This is a genomic window from Nocardia sp. NPDC051900 (genome assembly GCF_044452545.1).
Taxonomy (GTDB): Bacteria; Actinomycetota; Actinomycetes; order Mycobacteriales; family Mycobacteriaceae; genus Nocardia; species Nocardia sichangensis.
In genome coordinates this window covers 121441-143660 of sequence record NZ_JBITBU010000023.1, presented here as the reverse complement: position 1 = coordinate 143660, position 22220 = coordinate 121441, and the positions used below count along the sequence as shown (strand labels likewise).

General features: G+C 65.9%; 20 protein-coding genes and 1 pseudogene. 12 read left to right on the top strand and 9 right to left on the bottom strand.

From position 1 onward, the window contains the following. Positions 1–101 precede the first annotated feature (101 nt). Positions 102–749, top strand: a complete 648-nt coding sequence (locus tag ACIA5H_RS31915) for an enoyl-CoA hydratase/isomerase family protein (RefSeq protein ID WP_397079480.1) — start codon at positions 102–104, stop codon at positions 747–749. Positions 750–776: 27 nt separating this feature from the next. Continuing rightward, positions 777–1265 (top strand): hotdog fold domain-containing protein, encoded by a 489-nt coding sequence (locus ACIA5H_RS31910; RefSeq protein WP_397079478.1) that lies wholly within the window; start codon positions 777–779, stop codon positions 1263–1265. A gap of 13 nt (positions 1266–1278) precedes the next feature. Here the strand turns inward: ACIA5H_RS31910 and ACIA5H_RS31905 are convergent, their stop codons facing one another. Continuing rightward, entirely contained in the window at positions 1279–1860 is a 582-nt protein-coding gene (locus ACIA5H_RS31905; RefSeq protein WP_397079476.1) for an RDD family protein, read from the bottom strand. A gap of 148 nt (positions 1861–2008) precedes the next feature. On the opposite strand from ACIA5H_RS31905, the gene ACIA5H_RS31900 reads away from it, so the two are divergent. After that, entirely contained in the window at positions 2009–2317 is a 309-nt protein-coding gene (locus ACIA5H_RS31900) for a hypothetical protein (RefSeq protein WP_397079493.1), read from the top strand. Between the two features lie 133 nt (positions 2318–2450). After that, positions 2451–2924 (top strand): RDD family protein, encoded by a 474-nt coding sequence (locus tag ACIA5H_RS31895; RefSeq protein WP_397079474.1) that lies wholly within the window; start codon positions 2451–2453, stop codon positions 2922–2924. A gap of 221 nt (positions 2925–3145) precedes the next feature. Here the strand turns inward: ACIA5H_RS31895 and ACIA5H_RS31890 are convergent, their stop codons facing one another. After that, positions 3146–3631: a hypothetical protein gene (locus tag ACIA5H_RS31890; protein ID WP_397079472.1), complete on the bottom strand. Its 486-nt coding sequence runs from the start codon at positions 3629–3631 to the stop codon at positions 3146–3148. Positions 3632–4606: 975 nt separating this feature from the next. Between ACIA5H_RS31890 and ACIA5H_RS31885 the strand changes: the two genes are divergently transcribed. Together ACIA5H_RS31885 and ACIA5H_RS31880 are read left to right on the top strand one after the other, a co-directional pair. After that, positions 4607–4834: a hypothetical protein gene (locus ACIA5H_RS31885; RefSeq protein ID WP_397079470.1), complete on the top strand. Its 228-nt coding sequence runs from the start codon at positions 4607–4609 to the stop codon at positions 4832–4834. A gap of 257 nt (positions 4835–5091) precedes the next feature. Next, entirely contained in the window at positions 5092–6906 is a 1815-nt protein-coding gene (locus ACIA5H_RS31880; RefSeq protein ID WP_397079468.1) for an ATP-binding cassette domain-containing protein, read from the top strand. Between the two features lie 210 nt (positions 6907–7116). On the opposite strand, the gene ACIA5H_RS31875 is transcribed toward ACIA5H_RS31880, so the two are convergent. From ACIA5H_RS31875 to ACIA5H_RS31865, 3 genes are all read right to left on the bottom strand, one after another. Beyond that, the gene (locus tag ACIA5H_RS31875; RefSeq protein WP_397079489.1) at positions 7117–8709 is read right to left on the bottom strand and encodes an HD domain-containing phosphohydrolase; all 1593 of its coding nucleotides are present in this window, start codon (positions 8707–8709) and stop codon (positions 7117–7119) included. Positions 8710–9151: 442 nt separating this feature from the next. Further along, complete coding sequence (locus ACIA5H_RS31870) at positions 9152–11860, bottom strand: TIR domain-containing protein (protein ID WP_397079466.1); 2709 nt, start codon at positions 11858–11860, stop codon at positions 9152–9154. Positions 11861–11949: 89 nt separating this feature from the next. Further along, positions 11950–12429: a transposase gene (locus tag ACIA5H_RS31865; protein ID WP_397079487.1), complete on the bottom strand. Its 480-nt coding sequence runs from the start codon at positions 12427–12429 to the stop codon at positions 11950–11952. Between the two features lie 169 nt (positions 12430–12598). Here ACIA5H_RS31865 and ACIA5H_RS31860 point away from each other — a divergent pair, with 169 nt between their 5' ends. Beyond that, positions 12599–12907 carry a DUF6802 family protein gene (locus ACIA5H_RS31860; protein WP_379252315.1) on the top strand — a complete coding sequence of 103 codons (309 nt, stop codon included), beginning with the start codon at positions 12599–12601 and terminating at the stop codon, positions 12905–12907. Positions 12908–13295: 388 nt separating this feature from the next. Here ACIA5H_RS31860 and ACIA5H_RS31855 read toward each other — a convergent pair whose 3' ends face one another. Further along, on the bottom strand, positions 13296–13502 hold the full coding sequence (locus ACIA5H_RS31855) for a hypothetical protein (protein ID WP_397079463.1): 207 nt from the start codon (positions 13500–13502) through the stop codon (positions 13296–13298). Positions 13503–14147: 645 nt separating this feature from the next. Here ACIA5H_RS31855 and ACIA5H_RS31850 point away from each other — a divergent pair. The 3 genes from ACIA5H_RS31850 to ACIA5H_RS31840 all read left to right on the top strand — a co-directional run bounded on the left by ACIA5H_RS31850 (position 14148) and on the right by ACIA5H_RS31840 (position 16372). Further along, complete coding sequence (locus ACIA5H_RS31850) at positions 14148–14351, top strand: hypothetical protein (RefSeq protein ID WP_397079461.1); 204 nt, start codon at positions 14148–14150, stop codon at positions 14349–14351. Beyond that, positions 14345–14659, top strand: coding sequence for an FAD-dependent oxidoreductase (locus ACIA5H_RS31845; protein ID WP_397079458.1), 315 nt, complete (start codon positions 14345–14347; stop codon positions 14657–14659). Before ACIA5H_RS31850 ends, ACIA5H_RS31845 begins: the two co-directional genes overlap by 7 nt. A 306-nt stretch (positions 14660–14965) precedes the next feature. Continuing rightward, the gene (locus ACIA5H_RS31840; protein ID WP_397079456.1) at positions 14966–16372 is read left to right on the top strand and encodes a selenium-binding protein SBP56-related protein; all 1407 of its coding nucleotides are present in this window, start codon (positions 14966–14968) and stop codon (positions 16370–16372) included. Positions 16373–16609: 237 nt separating this feature from the next. Here ACIA5H_RS31840 and ACIA5H_RS31835 read toward each other — a convergent pair whose 3' ends face one another. Both ACIA5H_RS31835 and ACIA5H_RS31830 read right to left on the bottom strand, forming a co-directional pair. Continuing rightward, the gene (locus tag ACIA5H_RS31835) at positions 16610–17041 is read right to left on the bottom strand and encodes an excalibur calcium-binding domain-containing protein (RefSeq protein ID WP_397079453.1); all 432 of its coding nucleotides are present in this window, start codon (positions 17039–17041) and stop codon (positions 16610–16612) included. Between the two features lie 695 nt (positions 17042–17736). After that, positions 17737–19116, bottom strand: a complete 1380-nt coding sequence (locus ACIA5H_RS31830; protein WP_397079451.1) for a DEAD/DEAH box helicase — start codon at positions 19114–19116, stop codon at positions 17737–17739. A 433-nt stretch (positions 19117–19549) separates the two neighbouring features. Between ACIA5H_RS31830 and ACIA5H_RS31825 the strand changes: the two are divergent. Further along, positions 19550–19756 (top strand): annotated as a pseudogene (locus tag ACIA5H_RS31825) (MarR family transcriptional regulator); the annotation flags it as partial. Between the two features lie 180 nt (positions 19757–19936). On the opposite strand, the gene ACIA5H_RS31820 reads toward ACIA5H_RS31825, so the two are convergent. Continuing rightward, the gene (locus ACIA5H_RS31820) at positions 19937–20497 is read right to left on the bottom strand and encodes a TetR family transcriptional regulator (protein ID WP_379252323.1); all 561 of its coding nucleotides are present in this window, start codon (positions 20495–20497) and stop codon (positions 19937–19939) included. Positions 20498–20678: 181 nt separating this feature from the next. On the opposite strand from ACIA5H_RS31820, the gene ACIA5H_RS31815 reads away from it, so the two are divergent. Further along, the gene (locus ACIA5H_RS31815) at positions 20679–21908 is read left to right on the top strand and encodes an alpha/beta fold hydrolase (RefSeq protein ID WP_397079447.1); all 1230 of its coding nucleotides are present in this window, start codon (positions 20679–20681) and stop codon (positions 21906–21908) included. Positions 21909–22220: the final 312 nt, after the last annotated feature.

Below are 22220 nucleotides of genomic sequence, written 5' to 3'. Positions count from 1 at the left end.
CCTTTCGAGCCTCGACCGAAGCAAAAACCCATCAGCTACACCCCACCACCCTGGGCATCCAGGGCACCAACCCCAGACACCTACAAACTTAGGGAAACACCATGACCGCGAACCTGCACTACCAGGACAAGATCGCCGTACTGAACCTCGGCGACGACGAAAACCGTTTCTCCCCGGACTGGCTCGACACCGTCAACACCCACCTCGACACTATCGAGCGCGATGCGCAAGGGCTGGTCACCACCGGCAGCGGCAAGTTCTACTCCAACGGTCTCGACCTGGACTGGCTGATGGCCAACGGCGACCGCGCCGAATGGTACGTCGGCCGCGTCCAGGAACTGTTCGCCCGCATCCTCACCTTCCCGCTGCCCACCATCGCCGCGGTGAACGGCCACGCCTTCGGCGCCGGCGCCATGCTGGCCACCGCCCACGACTACCGCGTCATGCGTGAAGACCGCGGCTACTACTGCTTTCCCGAGGTCGACATCAACATCCCCTTCACCCCAGGCATGGCCGCGCTCATCCAGGCCAAGCTCGGCCCCCAGGCCGCCGTGACAGCGATGACCACCGGTTACCGTTTCAACGGTCCGGACGCCCTGGCTGCCGGGCTCGTCGACGCCACCGCCGCCGACACCCAGGTCCTCACCACCTCCATAACCCGGCTCACCCCCATTCTCGGCAAGGACCCCGCCACCCTCGCCGCCATCAAGACCACCATGTACAGCGCGGTCACCACCGCACTGCGCTGACACCGCTCGAACCGAGGAAGACCGTCGATGACAACCACCACGGACAAGCCGGCCGGCACCAATCTCGCGCTCTGGAACACACTGCAGCGCTTGCCATTCGGCAACTGGTTCTTCACCCAGGCGCTTTGCTTCAAAGCCCCCTATTTCCGCAGCGTGCACCCCCTTCTCCAAGAGCTGCGGCCCGGACTGTGCCGGGTCAGCGCCCCCAACCGGCGCAGCGTCCACAACCACCTCGGCACCTACCACGCCATCGCCTCGTGCAACATGGCCGAGCTCGCCGGCGGCATGATGACCGACGCCACCATCCCCGCCACCCACCGGTGGATCCCGGTCGGCATGACCGTGGAATACAAGTCCAAGGCAACCACCGCAGTGACCGCCGTCGCCTCCCTCGACCCCATTCCCGACTTCGGCGACGAACCCACCGAACTCGTCGTCCCGGTCGATATCCTCGACTCCGACGGCAAAGCCTTCGTCACCGCCCGGATCACCATGCACGTTTCCAAGAAACGCTGACGCCCACACCGGCTCACAAGCCCCTGGCACCACGCTGCGCGAACCAGGTGACCAGAAACGACTCGATCTTTCGCTTGGCCGCGCGTACCACCCGGCTGCCAGTTGCCAGATCGTGCAGGGCCAGGCGTTTTCCTGCGGGATTCGCCGCGAGGAAGAAGCTCACAATGAGCGCGAGGAAGCCGACAACGGCGATCCCATTGAGTATGGCTGATTCCGGATTCGATCCCGACAGGGACATGAATACGAACGGCAGGAAGATGATCAGCATGCGCGAGGCTGCCGGCAGCAATTCCAGCCTTGGCCGAGCCCACTCTCCAGAAGGTACTACCCGAAGTCCGAGAAGCCCTTTGCCGAGAGTCTGTCCGTCGCGTCGGATCAACAGAAAGACTTCCAATCCAACGTAGGCGATGAAGTAGCACAACCACGCCGCTGATCCGTAGACCACCGCTTCATGGGCTTCGGTCGTCAGCAAGGCGACCGGGACCAACAGAATTCCGACGGGTACGGCGACGACGAATGTGAGTAGCAGGCAGAAAGCAAGGTCGAGGAGCCTTGCGGCGAGACGCCGGAAGAACGGAGCGGATTCGTAGGGCATCTGACCTCATCTGTGACTTTTCTTCGATGGCGAGTTGCCTTCGGCGAGAGCGGCTCTGGGTACTGTGTCGCAATCGCCGCGCCCCCGCGCTTCGTTACTCAACTGACAAAGGGAGCGTGAGCCGAAAGGTCGGTCAAGGCAGCCGCGAGTGACGATCGAATCCAATGCGCTGATCGATCCGACCATGGACCGCGTGCTGTCCGTCGGCGAGGCTTATAGGCTGATCCAGCTGGGTTTGTCCGGTGGTGACGCGTTCGGTCGCGAGGCGCGGCGGAGACTGCGCAGCCGCTCCGAAACAGTAGTAGCCGTGGATCGCCCGAAGCCGGATCGCCGTGGCGGCAGGTCACAAGAGCAACCTGAACGCCGCCACCGAGGCGAGGAGACTTGGGCGGGCTCAGTATCCAATTTCAGAAGTGGTGCGTGGCAGATGAATTCACGTCCGGCGAACGGGCGATAGTGCACTGGAGTCGGTACTCTCGGTCTACAGTGGTCGTTGCGATCTGTGCAATGTCCTGAGTGACAGGTTTTCGGGCGACGCGCCAGTCCGGCGGGTGAGTGTGCGGTCGGACATGGGATCGATATGAGGAGGAATGATGACTGCGGGTGGGTACGGCCAGAATCCGGGGCAGGTGGTCGGTGTCGCTGCGGCCGGGATCGGAGGCCGTGCCGCGGCCAGATTCATCGACTGGATCATTGCCGGCATCATCGGTGGATTACTGTTCTGGGTGCTCGAGCGGGTATCCGACCTGCCGGGATGGGTTTCGATTCTTCCTGGCGCCGGATTCGGGTTCCTGTACTTCGTATTCTTCGAGGTGGTGACCGGGTCGACGCCGGGCAAGAAGGTCCTCGGACTGCATGTCACCGGGGCCGGTGGCGCGGCGAAGCCGAATGTCGTGGAATCGGCGAAACGCAACGCGTACATGCTGTTCAACTTGATTCCGTGGGTCGGCGGTATCTTCTGGTTCTTCGCGGCCATCGCGATCGCTGTCACAGTGACCGCGAGTTCGACGAAGCAAGGCTGGCACGACAACTTCGCGGGTGGCACGCAGGTGGTCAAGCGCTGACGCGAGCGCGCTGGTTGCCTTCGCCCGGACGGTGCGATCACGTCGGCGCCCGGATCGGCCGGATCCGCCGACGACCCGGACATCGGTGCAGCCGTCCCTAAGGCGAACGCAACCGCATCGAGATCCGCGTCCGCGCCGCTATGGCCGCGCAAGCGCAAGTCGAGGGCCGCTATCTCGGCGGCCAGCCACCCTACGGGTACCGGTGGAGACGGCACTTGCGCTCAGTTCAGTGTGAACGTCGCCGTACCCGAGATCTGCTCCATCTCTCTGTTGTTCGAGTCCAGCGCGACGATTCGAGCCTCCACCCGGCCGACGCCCGGAGCGGTGCCGAAACCGACGATGACGCCGTCCACCGTGTCTTGAACGACACCGTTCACGACGCGGTGCTGCTGCCCGTCCGCGTACCCGGTATCGAGGTTCTTGAAGCGCACAGCGACCTTCCAGTCCGAGCAGTTTTCCCCGGTCTGGGTGACGTTCAGCCGCACGCCGAATGTGCCGGCCTTCTCCTGTCGCACGGTGACCGCGTCGATGATCGCGGAGCAGCTGGTCGGAACCAGGCGCGTCAGCGTCGGCGAGAACGGAAAGCCCGGGTCATGCGGTACCGCGGGAGATGGCGCGGCGAACCCGACCATCCCGGCGGCGGTCAACGCTGCGGTGACACCTGCGCGAGCCAAAAACCGTTGCGGCTGTTTGCGATTGAGAGACATGTCCGGTTTGTCGGATCACCGGCAGCCGGTGTTACAACAGTCGTCGCGTCAGTAGAGTCACTGTAACGTCTGGCATGGATACCGGTCGGGATCGCTTCGCCCACTGCGGGTACCTCAGCGAGGTCGGATCCTTGCGGTCAGAGCCCGCTGCTGCCGAGGGACAGTACGCTGCTTCCGGCGCTGAGCAGCAGCGACAGAATCGACAAGAAATTCACTACAGACCCTCTTTCTCCTGGTCACCGCCAGGGCTCTCATAGGCTGGCCCGGGAAGGTTTCGAGCGCTTCGGCGCCTCGTTCGCGGACCGCTGGCTGCAGCGTAAACACTCACCGCGGTCCGCCAGCGGGTTGCACTGCCCACCTCTGGCAACAACCGACACCGAGCAAGCTCCACGGCGTGTCCTGCCGCGCGATCGGTGAACCAGACAAGCTGCCACAACATCGAGCAAGACCCGGCCGAGTGGGCGATCCTCGGCAACGCGCCGTTGCTTTGCCGATCGCGTCAGCGATCACCCGCGGCGGGGAGTTGCGCTTGGCGCTTGCCTCCGCCGCCAAAGTCGCCGCCGACACGCTCGGCACCCAAAGGACGCTGCCTGGGGCCTGATCCGGGTGAGAACGACCTGTGACGCACCCGCAGAGGTCGCTACCCGGTCGAGCCGAACTCGGCGTCGCTGCCGACCTCGATCGCGCCGTCGACGAACAGTGCAGTAATCGAATACATGCACTCCACCGGTGCAGGCAGGTTTGACTGAGGTGTCCGGCAGTGGGTGCCCTGGGATGCCGTCAAGCCAGACTGAACCACCGATCCGTTCTCTTGGCACTGGGCCGCCCCCTGGCATTCTGTTGCCGATCGCGTGCGGCCGCATGAACTGGGTATCACCCTCGAACACCGAAAACTGCGAACGGACGTGAGAGTCACCTGAAGGGACAACCGGACGCTGCATGTCGATTGTTGTCGGACGATCGGAGGAGAGCGTCATGGCGGCGCGCGACCGGACCTACCTCGTTCGCCTCGACCCATACCTGCGCGACGAGAGTGCGCCACAGGGGGGCATTCGAGGGGTGTTCTTCGACTGGCTGCAGACCGTCGATGCCGAGCCCGTCGAGCTCTGCGGCGCCGATCGCGTCGTCATCCGCTGTTCGCCGGAAGCCGCCGACCGCATCCGCGACCTCGAGTACGTCCTGGACGTCGAACAGCGTGCCTAGATATCCGCGCCGATAGCGTCGCCCGAGCAGACGTTCACCCCGGCCGGACGCTGGAGACGGATGATGAGCTGGGAGCGTGTACAGGCGGTCAGCTCGGGTATCAGCCACGTGAGGTAGTCCAGACTGCTGCTGTGGCAGCTGACCATGCTCAGCCCGACCCGGTCACCCCGCACACCCCTGTCGCTCGGGCTAGCGCGTGGCCTCGCTGCCCGGTGGGGTGATCGATTCCTGGTGGGCGTATTTGAGGCAAACGCCTCATGCGACCACGTAGGCGGCGGACCGATGATCAGGGCATGACAAAGCGAGTTCAGGAATCACGGAGATCACTGGTCACGACCGAATCGACATTCGAACCACCGACCGTCGAGCGGGGCGGTAAGCGCACTTCGGATCACGCACTCGGCGTGCCGGGCGGCGGGCGGGTCGATGCGGTCAACGTAAGCAGGAAGGTCGGGACGCGGCAAATTCTCCAGGAGCTGTCGTTGTCGATCGAACCAGGCGAATTGGTCGCCATTGCCGGCGGCAGTGGCGCAGGAAAGAGCACATTGCTGGAGATCCTCGCGGGACTGCGACCACCGTCTGCCGGGGAGGTTCGGCATGACGGCGTCGTGCGCGGGGCCCGAGGCAGCGCCGATTCCCGTATCGGCTACGTGCCCCAAGAGGACATCATCCACCTCGAGATGCCCCTGCGCCGCACGCTGCGCTACGCGGCGCGGCTGCGGCTGCCCGCAGGCACATCGGCGGCCGAGGCGGACCGGGTGGTCGAAGAGACTATGCATGATCTCGACCTGGCTGATCGGGCCGAGGTGCCGGTCCGTGCGCTCTCCGGCGGCCAGCGCAAGCGGGCCAGTATCGCCGTGGAGCTACTGACCCGGCCGCACCTTTTCTTCCTCGACGAACCCACCTCCGGACTCGATCCATCGACCGCAGCCGACGTGATGCGCCTGCTGCGCCGACTCAGCCAGCGCGGAGTCACAGTCGTCCTCACCACGCATGAGCCGGCCGGCATCGACCGGTGTGACCGGGTGGTATTTCTGGCGCGCGACGGCCACCTGGCTTTCACCGGCAGCCCGGCCGAGGCTCGGCGCTACTTCGGCGTGGAGGATCTAGCCGAGGTGTACGACCGGCTGGCTCGTGAGCACACACCCAAGATCTGGGCGAAGCGATTCGCGGACAGCGGTGGGCAGTCGAAAGCCCGGCCCGGCTCGGCTCTAATGCCCGCCCCTGCCACCAGTTCAGACGTGAAGCGCACGGGCCCGGTCCGGCAATGGTGGCTACTTACCCAACGCAATGTCGATGTTCTCGTTCGCAACCGGCTGACCCTGGCGGTCCTGCTCGGGTCACCGGTGCTGGTCACTGCGATGATGGCGACGCTGTTCAAGCGCGGCGCGTTCGATCCGCGTAGCCAAGCCGACCTCGGCCCGGCCCAGATCGTGTTCTGGATCGCATTTGCAGGCTTCTTCTTCGGCCTTACGTACGGCCTGCTCCAGATCGTCGGGGAAATGGCCGTCTTCCGGCGGGAGCGCCTGGCCGGACTCAACGTGGGCGCTTACGTGACATCCAAGGTGACAGCGCTGCTTCCGGTGCTGGCAGGAGTGAGCGCGGTGCTCCTCGGTGTGCTGCGGGCGCTCGGTCGGCTCCCCGCCGTTGGGTGGGACGTGTCCGCCTTCCTGTTTCTGACGATTGTGATCGAGGCGACCTCGGCGCTGGCTCTCGGATTGCTCGCCTCGGCCGCGGTCTCCAACGCCGCGCAGGCCGCCCTCGCCCTGCCGATGCTCTGCTTCCCTCAGGTTCTGTTCGGTGGCGCCATAGTCCCCATTGACGAGATGGCTTTGCCGGGACGCCTGATGAGTCTCGGCCTATCCAACCGCCACGCATTCGAAGCGCTGGGTCGCGACCTGGACCTCGACCGGTACACCGCCACGCTGCCGGCCATGTCCGCCTACGGTGACACCTTCCACGGAGGCACCGGGGCCAGTCTCATCGCGCTCGCCTCGTTTGCCGGTGGCCTCATGCTGGCCACAGTATGGGTCTTGGACCGGCGATCCCGGCCCGGCGCGTCTCGGCGATGAAGGCCCAGCGCAGTCGGTCCCGCCATATGTCTGAACAGATGTCGGCGGGACCGGGGCGTGCGGCAGTTCCGCGCTTCCGAGTGCACAGTCTGACGTGCAGACCGGCCCGTCGATACGAGTGCAGGGCCGAAACGGCACCGAGTCGCTGCCTGGGCCACGAACCGGACGCGCGCTGTCGGCTCGGCCAATCGGTGATCGGTCCCGACTGCTTCAATCTCCCACGGCCGCATTGACCGGGAAGCCAGCCAGACCCCGATCGATCGCGGCGAGACTGGCCTGCGTGCGGTTGTTGACACCGAGCTTGGTATAGACGCGTTCGACGTGGTTCCGTGCCGTTTTCTCGGCGATGAACAGTTCGGCGGCGATTTCTCGGTTCGACCGGCCCTGCGCGACGAGTCGCAGAATCTGCACCTCGCGGTCGGTCAGCCCGGCCGGCCAGGGCGTCCGCCGCGATATCCGCGGACCGGCCACCGCAAGCACGGCCGCAGCCGATTCGGCGTCGAAGCGTCCGGCACGTGCCTCCTTGTGTAAATGATCGGCAGCGTCGCGAGGATCGAGCGGCGGCCGGTCGGGCCGCGGCTCTAGCAGTCCCTGATATGCCTCCGCCGTGGCAAGCAGCCGGTCCTGGGCGGTCAACTCCGCGCCGGCGATCCCCCGGGGGAAGCCGGACCCGTCGATCCGTTCCCGGTGCTTCATCGCGACGGGCACCACCGACTCCAAGCCGTTAACTCGGCTCAGTATCCGGCCGGTCAGATCTGGATACATCCGTACCCGCTCCCATTCAGCCGTAGTGAGCGGCCCCTTCTTCTCCCAGATCTGATTGGACACTCCCATTTTGCCGAGACCGTGCACTAGGCCGGCGCGATAGAGAAGCGTGATGTCCGACGGCGACATGCCCAGGTGTCGGGCTGCCGCGGCCACCAGATTCGCGACGCCACGCGAATGCCCCAGTGTGAACGGAGATTTGAGATCGACGAAATCAGCCATAGCCTCGAGTAACTGGTCGCTCTCCTCGGCCGTCAGGGTTCGGTCACGATCCGGTGCTTGGGCCAACGCGTGGGTCCATACGTCGATTTGGAGTAACCCGTCCACGATCGCCGCCGCGTCACGATCGAACACCGCCGCCACGGCTGGGCTGAACTGACTGCCGCGCCGAGAACGGAGCACATCCTTCGCGTGCTCGAGCCCACCCGTCCGCAGGTGTACCTCGATGACGTCTGCGACGTGAGCGATGTGGATCTCGACGGGGATATCCTCGCCGCGAGAACCGTTGGGCAATCCCCGGCCGTCCCAGCGTTCGAAGACATAGGCCAGCGCCTTTCCGACCTGCCCGTCCAAGCCCATCCGATCGGAGAGAATCCGGGCGGAACTGCAATGCGACTGGATCAGTGTGGCGACCTGGCCGCGAGCCGCGACCAGAAAGGTGGTGGCACGGAGGCCGCGCTCCCAGCCTGGCAATCCGCGTCCAACATGACTCATCATCAGCCGCAGAAACGGCAGGCCGGTCATGTCCACCGTGTAGGTGTCGGCCCGGAAGGCGATGTCGTCGCCGAAGAGCGCGGAGAGTTCGTGGGAATCGGCGTGACAACCGATCCACCCGACCAGATTGGCGTAGTACACGGTCGCTCGCTGTTGGAGGTCGAGCCCCATCCGCTCGGCGATCCGTGTCGCGATCAAGGACGACCGAAGCATGTGTTCCATCGGCTGACCCAGACCGAGGTCGATCGCAAGCGATATCGCGGCCAGCAGTTCAGCTCTACTCAGACCCTTCCGCGAGCCGGGCAGCGTCCCGTGCGGGTGCATCTTCCCATTGTCCACCCCAACAACGGCCATCTCGGCGGAAGACGAGACACCGGCCTGATCGGCCCGCGGGCCCCACGGCAAGATCAAGCCATCCGATGCCGATTCAGGGACGTACCTTGAACATGCCGACGTCGTGAAGCAGCTGCCCGATCCGACAAGACAGACCTCTACCAGGCCCTCTGCAGCTGCACGTCCACGATCGGGGAGTGGGCGCCCCACTGGCGCAGCGTTTCGACGATTCGGCCGCATCGCCACTTCCGGGAGCCGGATGCAGGATTCGGGCGACAGACATAGGAGCGACCGCGTCGTATCCGGGCGGTAGACGGTGCCGCTACTGGAGTCAGCAGGTCGCCGACGCTGATTCCGCTGCGCGGTATCAGCAGTTGTCGGCGTGAGAGGGTGGGGGAGGCTTCGATAGTGCCGTGCCGCAGGACCGGGGAGGCTATGGGCAAAGTCTCCTGTACTTCGGGCCCTTTGGCACGTACTGCATCCATCGATCCTGTGCGAAGGTGCCGTTGGCCCATTCACAGAGTGCGGACACGGGGTCGATCGTGAAGCCGATATCCCACAACCGGACTGTGTGATCGTCGCCCCCCGTGGCTAGGTTTCTACCGTCCGGGCTGAAAGCCACGGAGCGGACTTGGTCTGCGTGGCGAGTGAGGGGGCCGCCGATCGGTTGGTGGGTGGTGATATCCCACAGCCGGGTCGTGCGGTCGGCGCTGCCGGTGGCGAGGGTTTTCCCGTCCGGGCTGAATGCCATCGAGTACACCACAGCGGTATGCCCGATGAGCGAATTACCGGTTTCACGGTGCTCGGCGATGTCCCACAACCGGATGGTTCCGCCGCCGATACTGACGGCGAGAGTCTTGCCGTCCGGGCTGAACGCTACCGAGTCGCCACCGAGTTGTGTGTCGATGTCCAGAGTGAGCTGGTCGTGGGTCACGTTCCAGAGTTGAGTCGTTCCGGGGTTGGTGCTGATGGCGAGAGTTTTGCCATCCGGGCTGAAGACCACAGAGCGGACCACGCCGTCTTGGCTGACGAGGGGGTCGCCGATGGACCGATGGGTGGCCACGTCCCATAGCCGTACCGTGCCGTGACTGCTGCCGGTGGCGAGGGTCTTTCCGTCCGAGCTGAACGCCACCTCGTACATTGCGCCGTCTTGGCTGACGAGGGGGTCGCCGATGGACCGATGGGTGGCCACGTCCCATAGCCGTACCGTGCCGTCGCCGCTGCCAGCGGCGAGAGATTTCCCGTCCGGGCTGAACGTCACTGACCAGATCGCACTGGTGTGCCCGGTGAGGGTGTCGCCGATAGGTTGGTGTGTCGTCACGTCCCACAGGCGCACGGTGTCCCCGCTGCCGGTGGCGAGAGTTTTGCCGTCGAGGCTCAACGCCACTGACTCGACCCGATCGGTCTGGGCGGTGAGCAGAGTGCTGGTCGGCTGGTCACCCGTTACCTGCCAAGTTCGTATCGTGTGGTCCCAGCTGCCGGTGGCGAGGAACTTGCCGTCCGGGCTGAACGCCAGCGACCATATCGCGTCGGTATGGCCGGTGAGGGGCGCACCGATCTGCTGGTGGGTGGTGGTATCCCACAGCCGAGCCGTGCGGTCGGCACTGCCGGTGGCGAGTGTTTTCCCGTCCGGGCTGAACGCTACGGACCACACATCGTTGGTGTGACCTTTCAAGGCCGTGCCGAGTTGCTCGTGGGTGGTGGCATCCCAGAGCCGCGCGGAGTTGTCCTGGCTGCCGGTGGCGAGTGTTTTCCCGTCCGGGCTGAACTTCAGTGAGACGACCGTCATGCTGTGGCCGGTGAGCGGGGCACCGATCTGCCGATGCTGGTCCATGTCCCACAGCCGGACCGTGCCGTCAGGACCGCTCGCAGCGAGGGTCTTCCCATCCGGGCTCCACGCGACAGTCGAGACCATCTGGATGGTTCCGTGCTCTGTGTAGAGGGTGAACGGGGCGCCGATGAGTCGGTGAGTGGCCATGTCCCATAGCCGGATAGTGCGGTCGCCACCGCTGGTGGCGAGGGTTTTCCCGTCCGGGCTGAACGTCACCGAGGCTACGGTATTGGTGTGGCCGGTCAGTGGCTCTCCGATCGGCCGACGGGTCGCGATATCCCAGAGCCGCACGGTGTAGTCCCCGCTGCCGGTGGCAAGGGTCCTTCCGTCCGGACTGAATGCCAGGGAGGGCACCTGATCAGTGTGGCCGGTGAGAGGTTCGCCGATCGGGGACTGCGTACTCGTATCCCAAAACCGGATAGTGCCCTCGCGGCTCCCTGTGGCGAGAGTCCTTCCGTCAGGGCTGAACGCCATCGAGATCACTCCGGTCATGTTTGGGCTCGTCAACACCCCCGTTCCGGGATTGCGTGCGGCGACCAGCATGGCATGGCGGGCTCCCGGGCGGGGATCTATCCGCCACGCGGCCAGGCTGTCGAATCTGGCTCCGTATGGGTCGGACTCGGCCAAATCTTCGCTCGAGTCGATCAGTCCGCGAGCTATCGCTATGTCACGCTGTTTGCGAGCCTCGTTGCGCTGCAGTAGAAACCCAACACCCGCAACGATCGACAGGACCAGCAGGACGACAAGTCCAGCCACCACCGTCCGCCGCCATCGCATGGACCGCCGATGCGCACTGACGTCGGCGCTGTCGAGCTGCTCCATCGGCACGCCCCTCGGCCGGGACGCCAGCGACGCGACCGCCCTACGGAAACTACTGTCGCGCAATGACCGAATGTCTTCGTCGTGCGCGAATGCCAGTGATACCCAATGCGGTTCAGCGTCGAAGTATCCGCGCAGCGAGCGCGGCAGCGCGGTCGTGACCGTCCAGTCGAAATCACCGTCTCCCCATGCGATGACACCATCGGTCATCGCGATCAGAAACGTGTCCGGGGTTCCGTTGCGTCGCCAGAAATCGACCTCCTTCCCGACCCATGCCGAACTGGCAGCGGTCGGCGAAGCCAGCAGCAGAAAGTACCGCGAATGCGACAGTGCGGATTCGATTTCGGCTGGCAGGTCATGCGCTGCCGACAGGTCGGTACGGTCACGGAACACCCGTATCGCCCTCGGCTGATTCCACGGCTTGGCCAACCGCGACAACGCCCGCTGCAAGTCAGATGCCAGCTTCTCGTCCGCGTCGTGGCTGTAGGACATGAACACATCGAACTTCTCCGGCCCACGTGCGGGGAACGAACTCGACCAGGATCCGCCCCCAAGTAACCGGCCCAACCGCCAGGCAAACATCACCAGTCACCTCCATAACCGATCAGCTGGCCTCGAATCCCAACGGGGTCTATCTCGCTAACGGCTCCTCTCTGTGTCAAGTCTCGATGAGTAGAGAGGTACCGACTTGTTGAATCGAAGCCGAGTTCGTGGTCCGCAGCCGTGATCTTCGAGGCTGCGGTCGGGGTCGCTCTGCAAACACCTGTCGCCTGCTGGGGCGGACCTTCTAACGGCTTGCGTCCCGGCCGCGGCCGCCGACGGGGGTTGGCGGTCTGGGTTCGGATACGGATCAGATCGTCCCGGTACTCGGTGAGCGTGCGCAGCACCTGTGCCGTCTCGTCGGTGTGCACCGATCGCAGTCCCGTGCTGTTGAGCGCGGCGATGCCGACCGACAGCGCGTCGGCTCCGTCGTTCTTGCGGCCGTGCCCGGTGGAAAGCATTCGCACACGGTGGGCGAGTTTCGCTGGCACATCGAGGCATTCGATTCCGTCTTCGGCCAGCCCTTGGCGCGGGCCTTGGCCATGCCTCCTTTGCGGTGCGCAGGTGGCCTAGGTTGGCTTCGAATCCGGCGACCAGTGGTACCAGGTGTTGAATGGCGGCAAAGACCTCGATACTCTGGGCCGATGCTGGCCGAGTTCTTCGAAGGCATGGCGCCAGAAAGCAGGGGCCATGGTCACGTCGGGTGATTTGCCGGGACTGGATCTACCGCATATCGACGCGCACTCCGAATTAGGCGGCCTCGGCGCCGTCGAGCTGCACCATCCCACCCAGGACATCGACCAAGACGGTCTGCTCGACAGCGTGACCATCACCGGCGACGATGCCATGCAGGTGTGGACCGACGTCGATCACGACGGCTTCGCCGATCACGTCAAGGTGGTGGAGAAGGACGGCGACTATACCGCCTGGGAGTTCCATCGACACCCGGACGGAACCTCGGAGTGGATTCGGACGGATCAGGGGCGGCTGGGCATGTGAGCGGTGCCGCCTTCGGACAGTTGACGTTCGAGATCACCATCGCGGAACCAACCTCATGAGTCAGCACAGCTGCAGTGGTTGGATGCGAAAGCTGTGACTGAAAGAACGACGATGGCTTGACCACGAAGACATCTTGCAGCGGCTCGGGCTGCGGATAGGCTTGGTTGGCGCTCGGCGGGACTGCCGATGAGGTCGGTCGGTGTGCTGGAGTTCGGGTTTCGTGGCGACGCGGGGGTTCGCGGACGAGGAGTTTTGAGATCGGGTGGCAAGCCATCCCGTTGAGGGAGGGTGCGGCAGCGCCGGGTCGGGCTATGTCGGAACTGCGCCGACACTCGTTGCACGACACCACGCGGATGGTTGTCGATTCGGCGGGATAGCCACCCCCCCCTCAGCGGCGAAACAGTTCGAACTGGCTGCCAGTTCGACGGCAGAACCAGGTCTTACCCAGCTCTTCTTGACCGAATTTAGCCACCCCATTCGCGACACAGGCTCCGTGAGTGGGGTAGTAGTCAACGGTTTCATCGGCCGCCGCCGTACCAGCCGCGCCGAAGGAGAAGGCCGCGATCATCGCCCCGCTGATCAGATACTTCACCATGACGGGAAGCTTATAGCGTGACACTACTGCGCCGCGCCTGAAATACGTTGGCCAGGTGCAGGTTCCGTCAGTGTCGAGGACAGGGCGGGCGAAGAGGACTGTGTTGACCGTGACAGCACGGTTGTTTTCGGAGTTGTGGCATTGATGGCAGGGCTGGCGTGGAGTACCTGCCGCGACAGGTACTCCACGGAGTGATCACGGGTCGGCTCAGCGCGGCCGAACGGCGCCTGGTGGGGGTCGGCGGCAGCGGCATAGCGCCGGGTCTGCGGAAACGTGTCGGCGGGCAGCGCGGTGAACCGGCGCACCAGCTCCGCGCGGCTGACTACCCACTCCTGTTCCGGGTGTTTCCGCCGGTGCTGGACCAGTGACTGTTCCAGGGCGTAGGCGCTGACGTAGAGGGACAGTGCGTCCAGGCGGCAATCAGGGGTTCGATTCCGCCCGCGAGCAGGCTCGCGAACATCCCCTCCCGGACCCGCAGCGCCTCGAGGTTGGTGGGAACCATGGCCAGTGCGGCGCGCGAAACGCCGGGGTATTCCAGGTACTGGTCGCGGATCTGGGTGAACACGTCGAGGAGCTGACTGCGCCACGTGGCCGGGTCCGGTTCGGGAATTACGATCTCTGCGCTGAGCCTGCTGACGGGGACGGGTGAGCCTGCTCGGCGCGATGCGCTTCCGTACCCCGCCGAAGGGGGCGGCCGAGGCGCTGGCACCCGATGTGACCCTGCCCGATATACGCGACTACGTGCGCTGGGCCACGATCGTGCCGCCGAACGGCTCACTCGGCACCGCGACCCCACAGGAGGCCGTGCTGTCCAGGATGCCGGGCCGGCACCCGACCTGCGGGTGCTGATCGAACAGGCCGATACGGACAACAGCAGCCTGCTCTCCATCCGAGTGGTCGACCCCGGCGAACGCTGGGCGCCCGGTCCGGTCGCGCTGCTCGGCGATGCCATCCACGCCACCTCACCGACCGGCGGTTACGGCGCCAACACCGCCCTGCGCGACGCCGACCTGCTCCGCCGCTGCCGCACCGGCGGCCGCGACCTCCTCGGCGCGATCGGCGACTACGAGCGCCAGATGTTCGAATACGGCGCCGAGGCCGTCCGCTTCAGCCTCGAGGCGCTGCCCGCCATCGCCCGGCAGACAGAACCAGCCTGACACAAACCGAAGGTGCTGACTCTGGCTGACCTCGAAGCCCCCTCCGGACATGGGTAAGGCAATCCGTGGGCCGCACGGTGACGATGCATCCAGATTCTCCGGCTAATGCTCTTCGACGGAACTGCGCTCTACCGCGCACTCTGCCGCCGCGCCGGCGGTAGCTGGTGAATCTGCGTCGATAGGCCGAGACTGTTATTGCCTGCCCGCGCCATACGGCACGCGACCACACGGGTCGCGCTCGCCTCGGAACCGCCAGATCGGGCGAGGTGCGTGGGTCTCCGCCTATCGACATGAAGGAGGCTGGAAATGAATCACTCAGACTTGGACCCGACCTTCTATCGGAGCGCAGCGGAGGCGGCAGCCGCGCCACCGGAGCGGCTCGCATACGTTGTTGCGTTCGACCGCGCGGCACAGAAGCCAGATGCGCTGTCGGTAATCGATGTGGATCCGGGCTCGGCTACCTACGGCCGGGTGGTGGGCTGGACCGAGGTACCCCACCTGGGCAACGAGCTGCACCATTTCGGTTGGAACGCCTGCAGCAGCGCGCTGAAGCACGAGGGCCACCATATGGAGGGGCTGGCTCGGCGGTACCTGATCGTGCCGGGTCTGCGCTCGTCGCGCCTGTACGTGTTCGACACCCAGCCCGACCCACGCCAGCCCACCCTGTCGAAGATCGTGGACAGCTCCGAGCTCGCGGCCAAGGCCGGCTACTCCCGTCCACACACGCTGCACTGCGGGCCGGACGGTGTGTTCATGACCTGCCTCGGGGGGGCAGACGGATCGGACGGCCCGGGCGGAATCGCGCTGCTCGATCACGGCACGTTCGATGTGCTGCGGCAATGGGAGACCGACCGTGGGCCGCAATACCTGGCGTACGACGCCTGGTGGCATCTCAACCAGAACACGCTGATCAGCAGCGAGTGGGGCACCCCGGCCATGATCGAGGACGGACTGAACCCGGAGCTGCTGCTGGCCAACAAGTACGGCCACGCGATCCACTTCTGGGACCTCAGCGCCGGTCGGCACCAGCAGCGGATCGATCTCGGCGAGCAATACCAGATGGCGCTCGAGCTGCGTCCGTCGCACGATCCGGACGCCGCTTGGGGGTTCGTCGGCGTGGTGATCTCGACCGAGGATCTGTCGGCCTCTGTGTGGCGTTGGCACCGCGATGGCGGCGTGTGGGCGGTCGACAAGGTGATCACCATCCCGGCCGAGCCAGCCGATCCCGACCTGCTGCCGCCGGCACTGAAACCGTTCGGCGCGGTGCCGCCGCTGGTCACCGACATCGACCTGTCGGTCGACGACGCATACCTCTACGTCTCGTGCTGGGGTACCGGGGAGCTGAAACAGTTCGACGTGCGCGATCCGGCTGACCCTAAAGAGACCGGGTCGGTCCGGCTCGGCGGGATCGTGGGCCGCGCCGCCCACCCGGCCGCGCCGAACCAGCCGCTTGCCGGCGGCCCCCAGATGGTCGAGATCAGCCGTAACGGTCGGCGGGTCTACCTCACCAACTCGCTCTATGGCGCATGGGACGACCAGTTCTACCCGGATGGGGTTGGCGCCTGGATGGCCGTGATGCGCATCGATCCCGACGGCGGAATGACCATCGACGAGTCCTACTTCCCGCACGACGAGGACTTTCGAGGTCTGCGGGTGCACCAGGTGCGCCTCCAGGGCGGCGACGCCTCCTCCGACTCCTACTGCTACCAGTAGTCGGGTCGAGCGGGACCACTGGATCTCCACCGCGTATGCCCGGTCGGCGAAGTGTCCGCACACGTCCAACCTCGGACACGCTGTTGGCGCTAGAGGATCGTCCCCAGAGGTGCTCGCCGAAAGCCTCAGGCGCCTTGGCGAAGTCGACGTGGTTGTTCTGTACTGCCGCCCGTGGTCTCAAGCCGGATTATTCAGAGCCATCCTCAGCCGCGCCAGCACCAACAGCGTCGGTTTGCCCTATTCGCAGGCGATGCCGTCCTTATCGCGGTCCAGCTCTGATCTGTAGCCGGGTTCTCCCCGCCGTAGCGGCGCGGCGCCCGCGGCCTTGGCGGCGGCGCAGTTGGAGTAGTAGACGCTGGGAGCTGCCGGTCGCGGTGGCACCGGCACGGCCGCCGCCGGAGGTGTCGGTACCACCGCCGCGGGCGGGGCAGGCGTGACCGCAGCTGGCGGCGAGGTGGGGGCGATGGTCGTTTCCGGTGTGGTCGGCGGCAGTGGTACGGCAGTGGTTGTCGGCGGCAGGAGTGTCGTGTGGCCAGCGGATACGACTGATGTCGTGACCGGTGTTGTGGTGGTTGGTGTTGACGCGGTTTCGGTACCGCAAGCGGCGGCCGCGAGCGTCACTGCCGCGCAGGAAAGGAGAGCGGCAGCGTGTCGCCGTGGTGATGTCATGGTCTCTTTCCGAGGTAGAGGTGTACGTCCGAGCACAGGTGCACGCCGCCGCGTCGACGGAAAGGGTGACGTGCAGCCATGACGCACCGCCATGGCATTGCACGCTGCGTTGTCGGCTGTGGTTCCGTCCCGCAGATTCTGCGTGGTGTGCAGCTCGGGAACTGCCAGCCTTATCGGAATCGGCCCGGGTTGTGTTTCGGGTGTCCAACGCCGTTGGTCTGGCCCTGTGGTTCACCTCGGCCCGAACGTCGGTGGTCCTGCCGGTTGGACCGTATCCCTTCTTTCGACTCGGTTGCCTCTGAGCCCCTCTACCAGTCCCGACGATGAGACCGCACGTCTGGCACCTCGGAAGTCGCTGTGCTGGAGACCATTCGCCCTCACTTCGCGCGGAGCTGGGCGCGGACGGTCAGTGTCCGTCTCTGTCGGTGATGTCCGGCCAATCCAGCTTCGCATGGAATCGGAGGGTTGGATCGGTCTCGTGTCCCAACCCTCTTGGCCACGCCTGCAGATTCCGCGGCCGCACAATCGCACGGCAACCCATCAGGCGCGACTGCCTCGCGCTCGATGGGTTGCCCGCCAGTACCGGCACCATCAGCCATGTTCACCAGCATTCGACGCCCGGCATTCCGCTGGCCATGCTCAGCGACGCGGCGATCTCGGCATGGGCTTGCCTGGGGGAGCGACCAAAACGGGCCCTATGCGACCGTTCCGCGCGCGGAGTGAGCGCGCGGCTTGGCGCGCGACTGACCTTGCGCCGCACCGCCGTTGCGACGGCCGCCGCCTCGGCGCGGTCCGCCGCTGCCCCTGCGCGGTCCGCCACTGCTACGGTACGCTCCGCTGCCGCTGCGGCGGTCGTCTTCCCGTGCCGCCCGGTCGCTGTAGGGGGGCGCGACGAGTGGGGCAACCGTGCCGACGAGCTCGGCCACCACGGGCGAATCGGCGGTGACTCGTTGCGGGGTCACAGTGATCTTGGCCTTGCGCATGAGGTCGGCCAGGTCGCGTCGTTCGCCGGGCAGCACCAGGGTGATCACTTCACCGGAGTTGCCTGCCCGCGCGGTACGGCCCGAACGGTGCAGGTACGCCTTGTGTTCGGCGGGCGGATCAACGTGCACGACCAGTTCGACACCGTCGACGTGCACGCCGCGCGCGGCCACATCGGTCGCCACCAGCACCAGGGCATCACCGGCGGCGAAGACCGCGAGGTTGCGGTCGCGGGCGCCCTGCGAGAGGTTGCCGTGCAGATCGACGGCCGGGATTCCGGCGAGGGTCAGCTGCTTGGCCAGTTTGCGAGCCTGATGCTTGGTGCGCATGAACAGGATTCGCCGACCCGAGCCCGAGGCGAGCCGGTGTACGACCTCACGCTTGGCTTCGACGCTCGCGGTTTCGAAAACGTGATGGGTCATGGCGGCGACCGGGGAGTTCGCCTCGTCGACGGAATGCAGCTCGGCATCCGGCAGGAAGCGGCTGACCAGCTTGTTGACGCCGTTATCCAGGGTGGCCGAGAACAGCAGGCGCTGACCGTCATTCGGGGTGGCCGCGAGAATGCGGGTCACGCCTGGCAGGAACCCGAGGTCGGCCATGTGGTCGGCCTCGTCGATCACGGTGACCTCGACGGCGTCCAGGGAGATCAGACGTTGGTTCATCAGATCCTCGAGCCGGCCGGGGCAGGCGACGACAATGTCGACACCGGCGCGCAGCGCCCGGACCTGCCGGTTCTGCGGGACCCCACCGAAAATCGTGGTGACCGTCATGCGATAGGCCGCGGCGAGGGGTTCCAGCGCGGCCGTGATCTGGGTGGCCAATTCCCGAGTCGGCGCCAGCACCAGGCCGGTCGGGCGGCTGGGTGCGCGCCTACCGGCGAGACCGCGGCCGAGACGGTCGACCATCGGGATGGCGAAGGCGAGCGTCTTGCCGCTGCCGGTCCGGCCACGGCCCAGCACATCGCGTCCGGCCAGCGAATCGGGCAGGGTGTCGGTCTGGATCGGAAAAGGTTCGGTGATCCCGGCGCGAGTCAACGCCTTCACCAGCGGTGCGCTCACACCGAGCGCGGCGAAAGAGATGTCAGCAGAACTCATAGATGTTGCGGTGCCTTTCGGACATCAGGTGGTGCCCGAGCCGTCTGTGGACCTTCGGGGTCCGCGCCGGGGGCACGAAGTGGCGAGATTGCCGATGGGCAAAATCGATCGCCGTAAGAAGAGCGGATGCGGCAAGCGCTGGTTGCGAAGCGAATGCGATCTACGACGCTTGGCGTGACATGTCACGCACTTGATCAACAATAGCCTGTGATGGGCGGTTCGTACTCATCGGGTGAGGTTTCTCGCTTCTGGCCAGGGCTGGGTCGCCAGACTCGTGTTCGAAATCTCCACCCGCGATCAGCTCCCGAGGCCCCGCATGACGCGCTTACCGTCGCCGGGCGCGAGCAGATCTTCCTCGACAAGGCTTCCGGCAAGCTTGCGTCTCCTCCGGAACCGGACAAGGCGCTGGTGGTGACCACTTTGCGAACCGTCCAACGCCACCGTCATCATCGATAAACTCGAAGCCCTGCGACTGATCGAGCGGCAAACCCACCCCACTGACCGCCGGGCCGAACAGTCGACACTCACGTCCGAATGCGCCGAACTCCGGAAGAGGGGAGCCGTGGCGCTGGCGGCCTCCGACCCGGCCGCTGCTCATGCGGCCGTGCGGGCGATCCGCGACTGGATGTCCAGCGCATGACTATCTGTGCCACACACTGAGGGTTCGATCTTTACCGCATCGGGCACGGCGCTGATCCGCTTATCGCGCCCGCGTGCGATGTGTGTTCGTCGCGAATGGCCCTCCGCCGCTGGTCATTACGCGGGAACACCGGAATCGGAGTGCACTGCTGATGCCGAGGGGTGTTGACCGCCGCTCGGGTCAATGGCGCGCCGGCTCGATGTCGAGCGCGCGTTGAAGCTGGCTGGCCCACCAGCGCAGGTGAGCGGTCGAGTCTTGCGCTGCCGCGCCGGTGAGGCCGGCGCTCCGACGGAAATCGACCCCGTAGAGGGGCTCGGTTGCCATCGCCTGGTGGAGGGCGGCGACCGCGAGCCGCGTCTCGTCGAGGGAACTTCCGGGAGGCCGACTCCGATGCAGGGCGTCGACGACCGGGTCGAGCATGCCGCCACCGCGGTCGCGCCAACCCGCCGCGTGCAGCGCCACCGCGAGTTCGCCATAGCCGCCCCGATACACGGACTCGAGCGACTCGACGAGCTCGAGGACATCGGTGCCGTGCTCCAGCCATGCGGCGATGACGTCGTGGAGCGCGGCTCGAAGCCGACGTCCACCATGGCGAAGGAGTTCGGCGAGCAGCTTCTCGCGATTGCCGAAGTGGTGGGAGACGCCGGCGTCGGTCATGCCGACCCGCGCTGCCACTGCGCGCACCTGTACAGCGGCGACGCCTCCCTCGGCCAGCAGCGAAGCCGCGGCATCGAGGATCAACCGACGGGCTTCGTCCGGTGGTCTGCGCGTTCTCGAATTGGTCACCTCGGAATCGTACCTTGACTAGCCAAGGTTTCACTGCGTATCGTTACCTCGATGACTCAAGGTAACTCGGAGAGGGTATGTCGATGGTCGAAATCGTGGTGCTGAGAAAGAGATTCGGCACGGAGGTGAATCGGCGATGACGGACATGACCCTCACGCTGCCCGACGTCACACTTCGAGCCACGGTGACCGGCGCGGGCCCCACGGTCCTGCTGCTTCACGCGGGCCGAGAGCGTCGCGACGTCTGGGCGCCGGTCACGGAGGGGATGACCGAGTGCGGACTGCGGACGGTGGCCTTCGATCTGCGCGGGCACGGCGAGAGCTCCGGGCGGGCGACCGCATTGCGGGTGATCGCCGACGACGTGATCGAGATGGTGGTTCGCGAACCGGCGCCGATCGTCGTGGTGGGCGCCTCCCTCGGAGGGTTGGCCGCCGTCGCCGCCCTCGCGGAGTCGTCCGTCGCGCGGCGTGTCGCCGGCCTCGTGCTCGTGGACGTCGTCCCCGACATCGATGCGGATCGCGCCCGGCGCTGGCTCGACGACCACGGACTCCTCGCCCGAGATACCGAGCTCGCCGACGACATTCTCGCGTCCCGCTCCGAACTCCACGCGGTCATCTCGGCATCGGACCTGCCCATCCTGCTCGTGCGGGGAGGACCACGGTCTCCGCTCGGCGACGCCGACGTGGACCGGCTACGCATGACCAACCGGCGTGTCACCGTTACCCGCGTACCGGACGCCGGGCACCTCGTCGCTCGCGACGCCCCTGCGGAACTCGCGCGCATCGTTTCGGCGCACGCCACCAAGTGGCTCGGGACCGACGACGTCGTCCGCCGCGCGTTCGAGCTACAGCGCACGCTCGGCGCCGAACAGATCGATCACCCAGGCGGGACCCTGTTCGAGCACCTTCGCCGGGTGCACGCCCTCACGGTCGAATGGAACTCAGCGCCACGAACCCGGCTGGCGGCGATCTGCCACGCGTCATACGGCACCGATGGGTTGCCGCATGCCCTGCTGCCGATCACGGATCGCCAGCGGCTGGATCATGTCATCGGCCCCGACGCGGCGGCGCTGGTATACCTCTACGGCGCATGCGATCGCTCGCGCACCTACCGCGAGCTCGGCCGACGGCCCTTGCCCGTGACCGACAGATTCAGCGGCGGCTCGAAGACGATCGGAGGAACGGAACTCCGTGATTTCGCCGTCCTGACCATCGCAAACGAGCTCGACGTCGCCCGCCACGCCCGGCTGGCACCGTCGATTCGCAGCGATATCCGTGACCTCGTCGCCGCGCTGGCCGTGTACGCGCCGGTCGAGGCGGCGGTAGCGCTTGCCGATGAAGCGCTCGCTCGAGCGAGCGCCGAGTGAGCCCAACCGGCTGCTCGAAGCCGTCTGGGTACTCGGCGAGATTCCGTACTCGACGGCGCGGCGGCGCGCCGGGCGGCGCCGGCACCCCAGCTGCGAGGCGCATGCTGGTGCCTCGCCGACTTGTTCACCGAAACCGGCTCTCCTCCAGCTGAAATCGTGCCTCGAGCAAATGGCCGACCTCTTCGGCTCGGATCAGCGCGCGGCGTGACTGCAGTGTGATTCCGTCCCGTGCCGTCGGCAGCTCCGAGGCAGCTTTCTGTGAGCCGGTTTGCCGCCGGTAGGGCGATAGACGAGCTTGGCGTCGCGTCGATG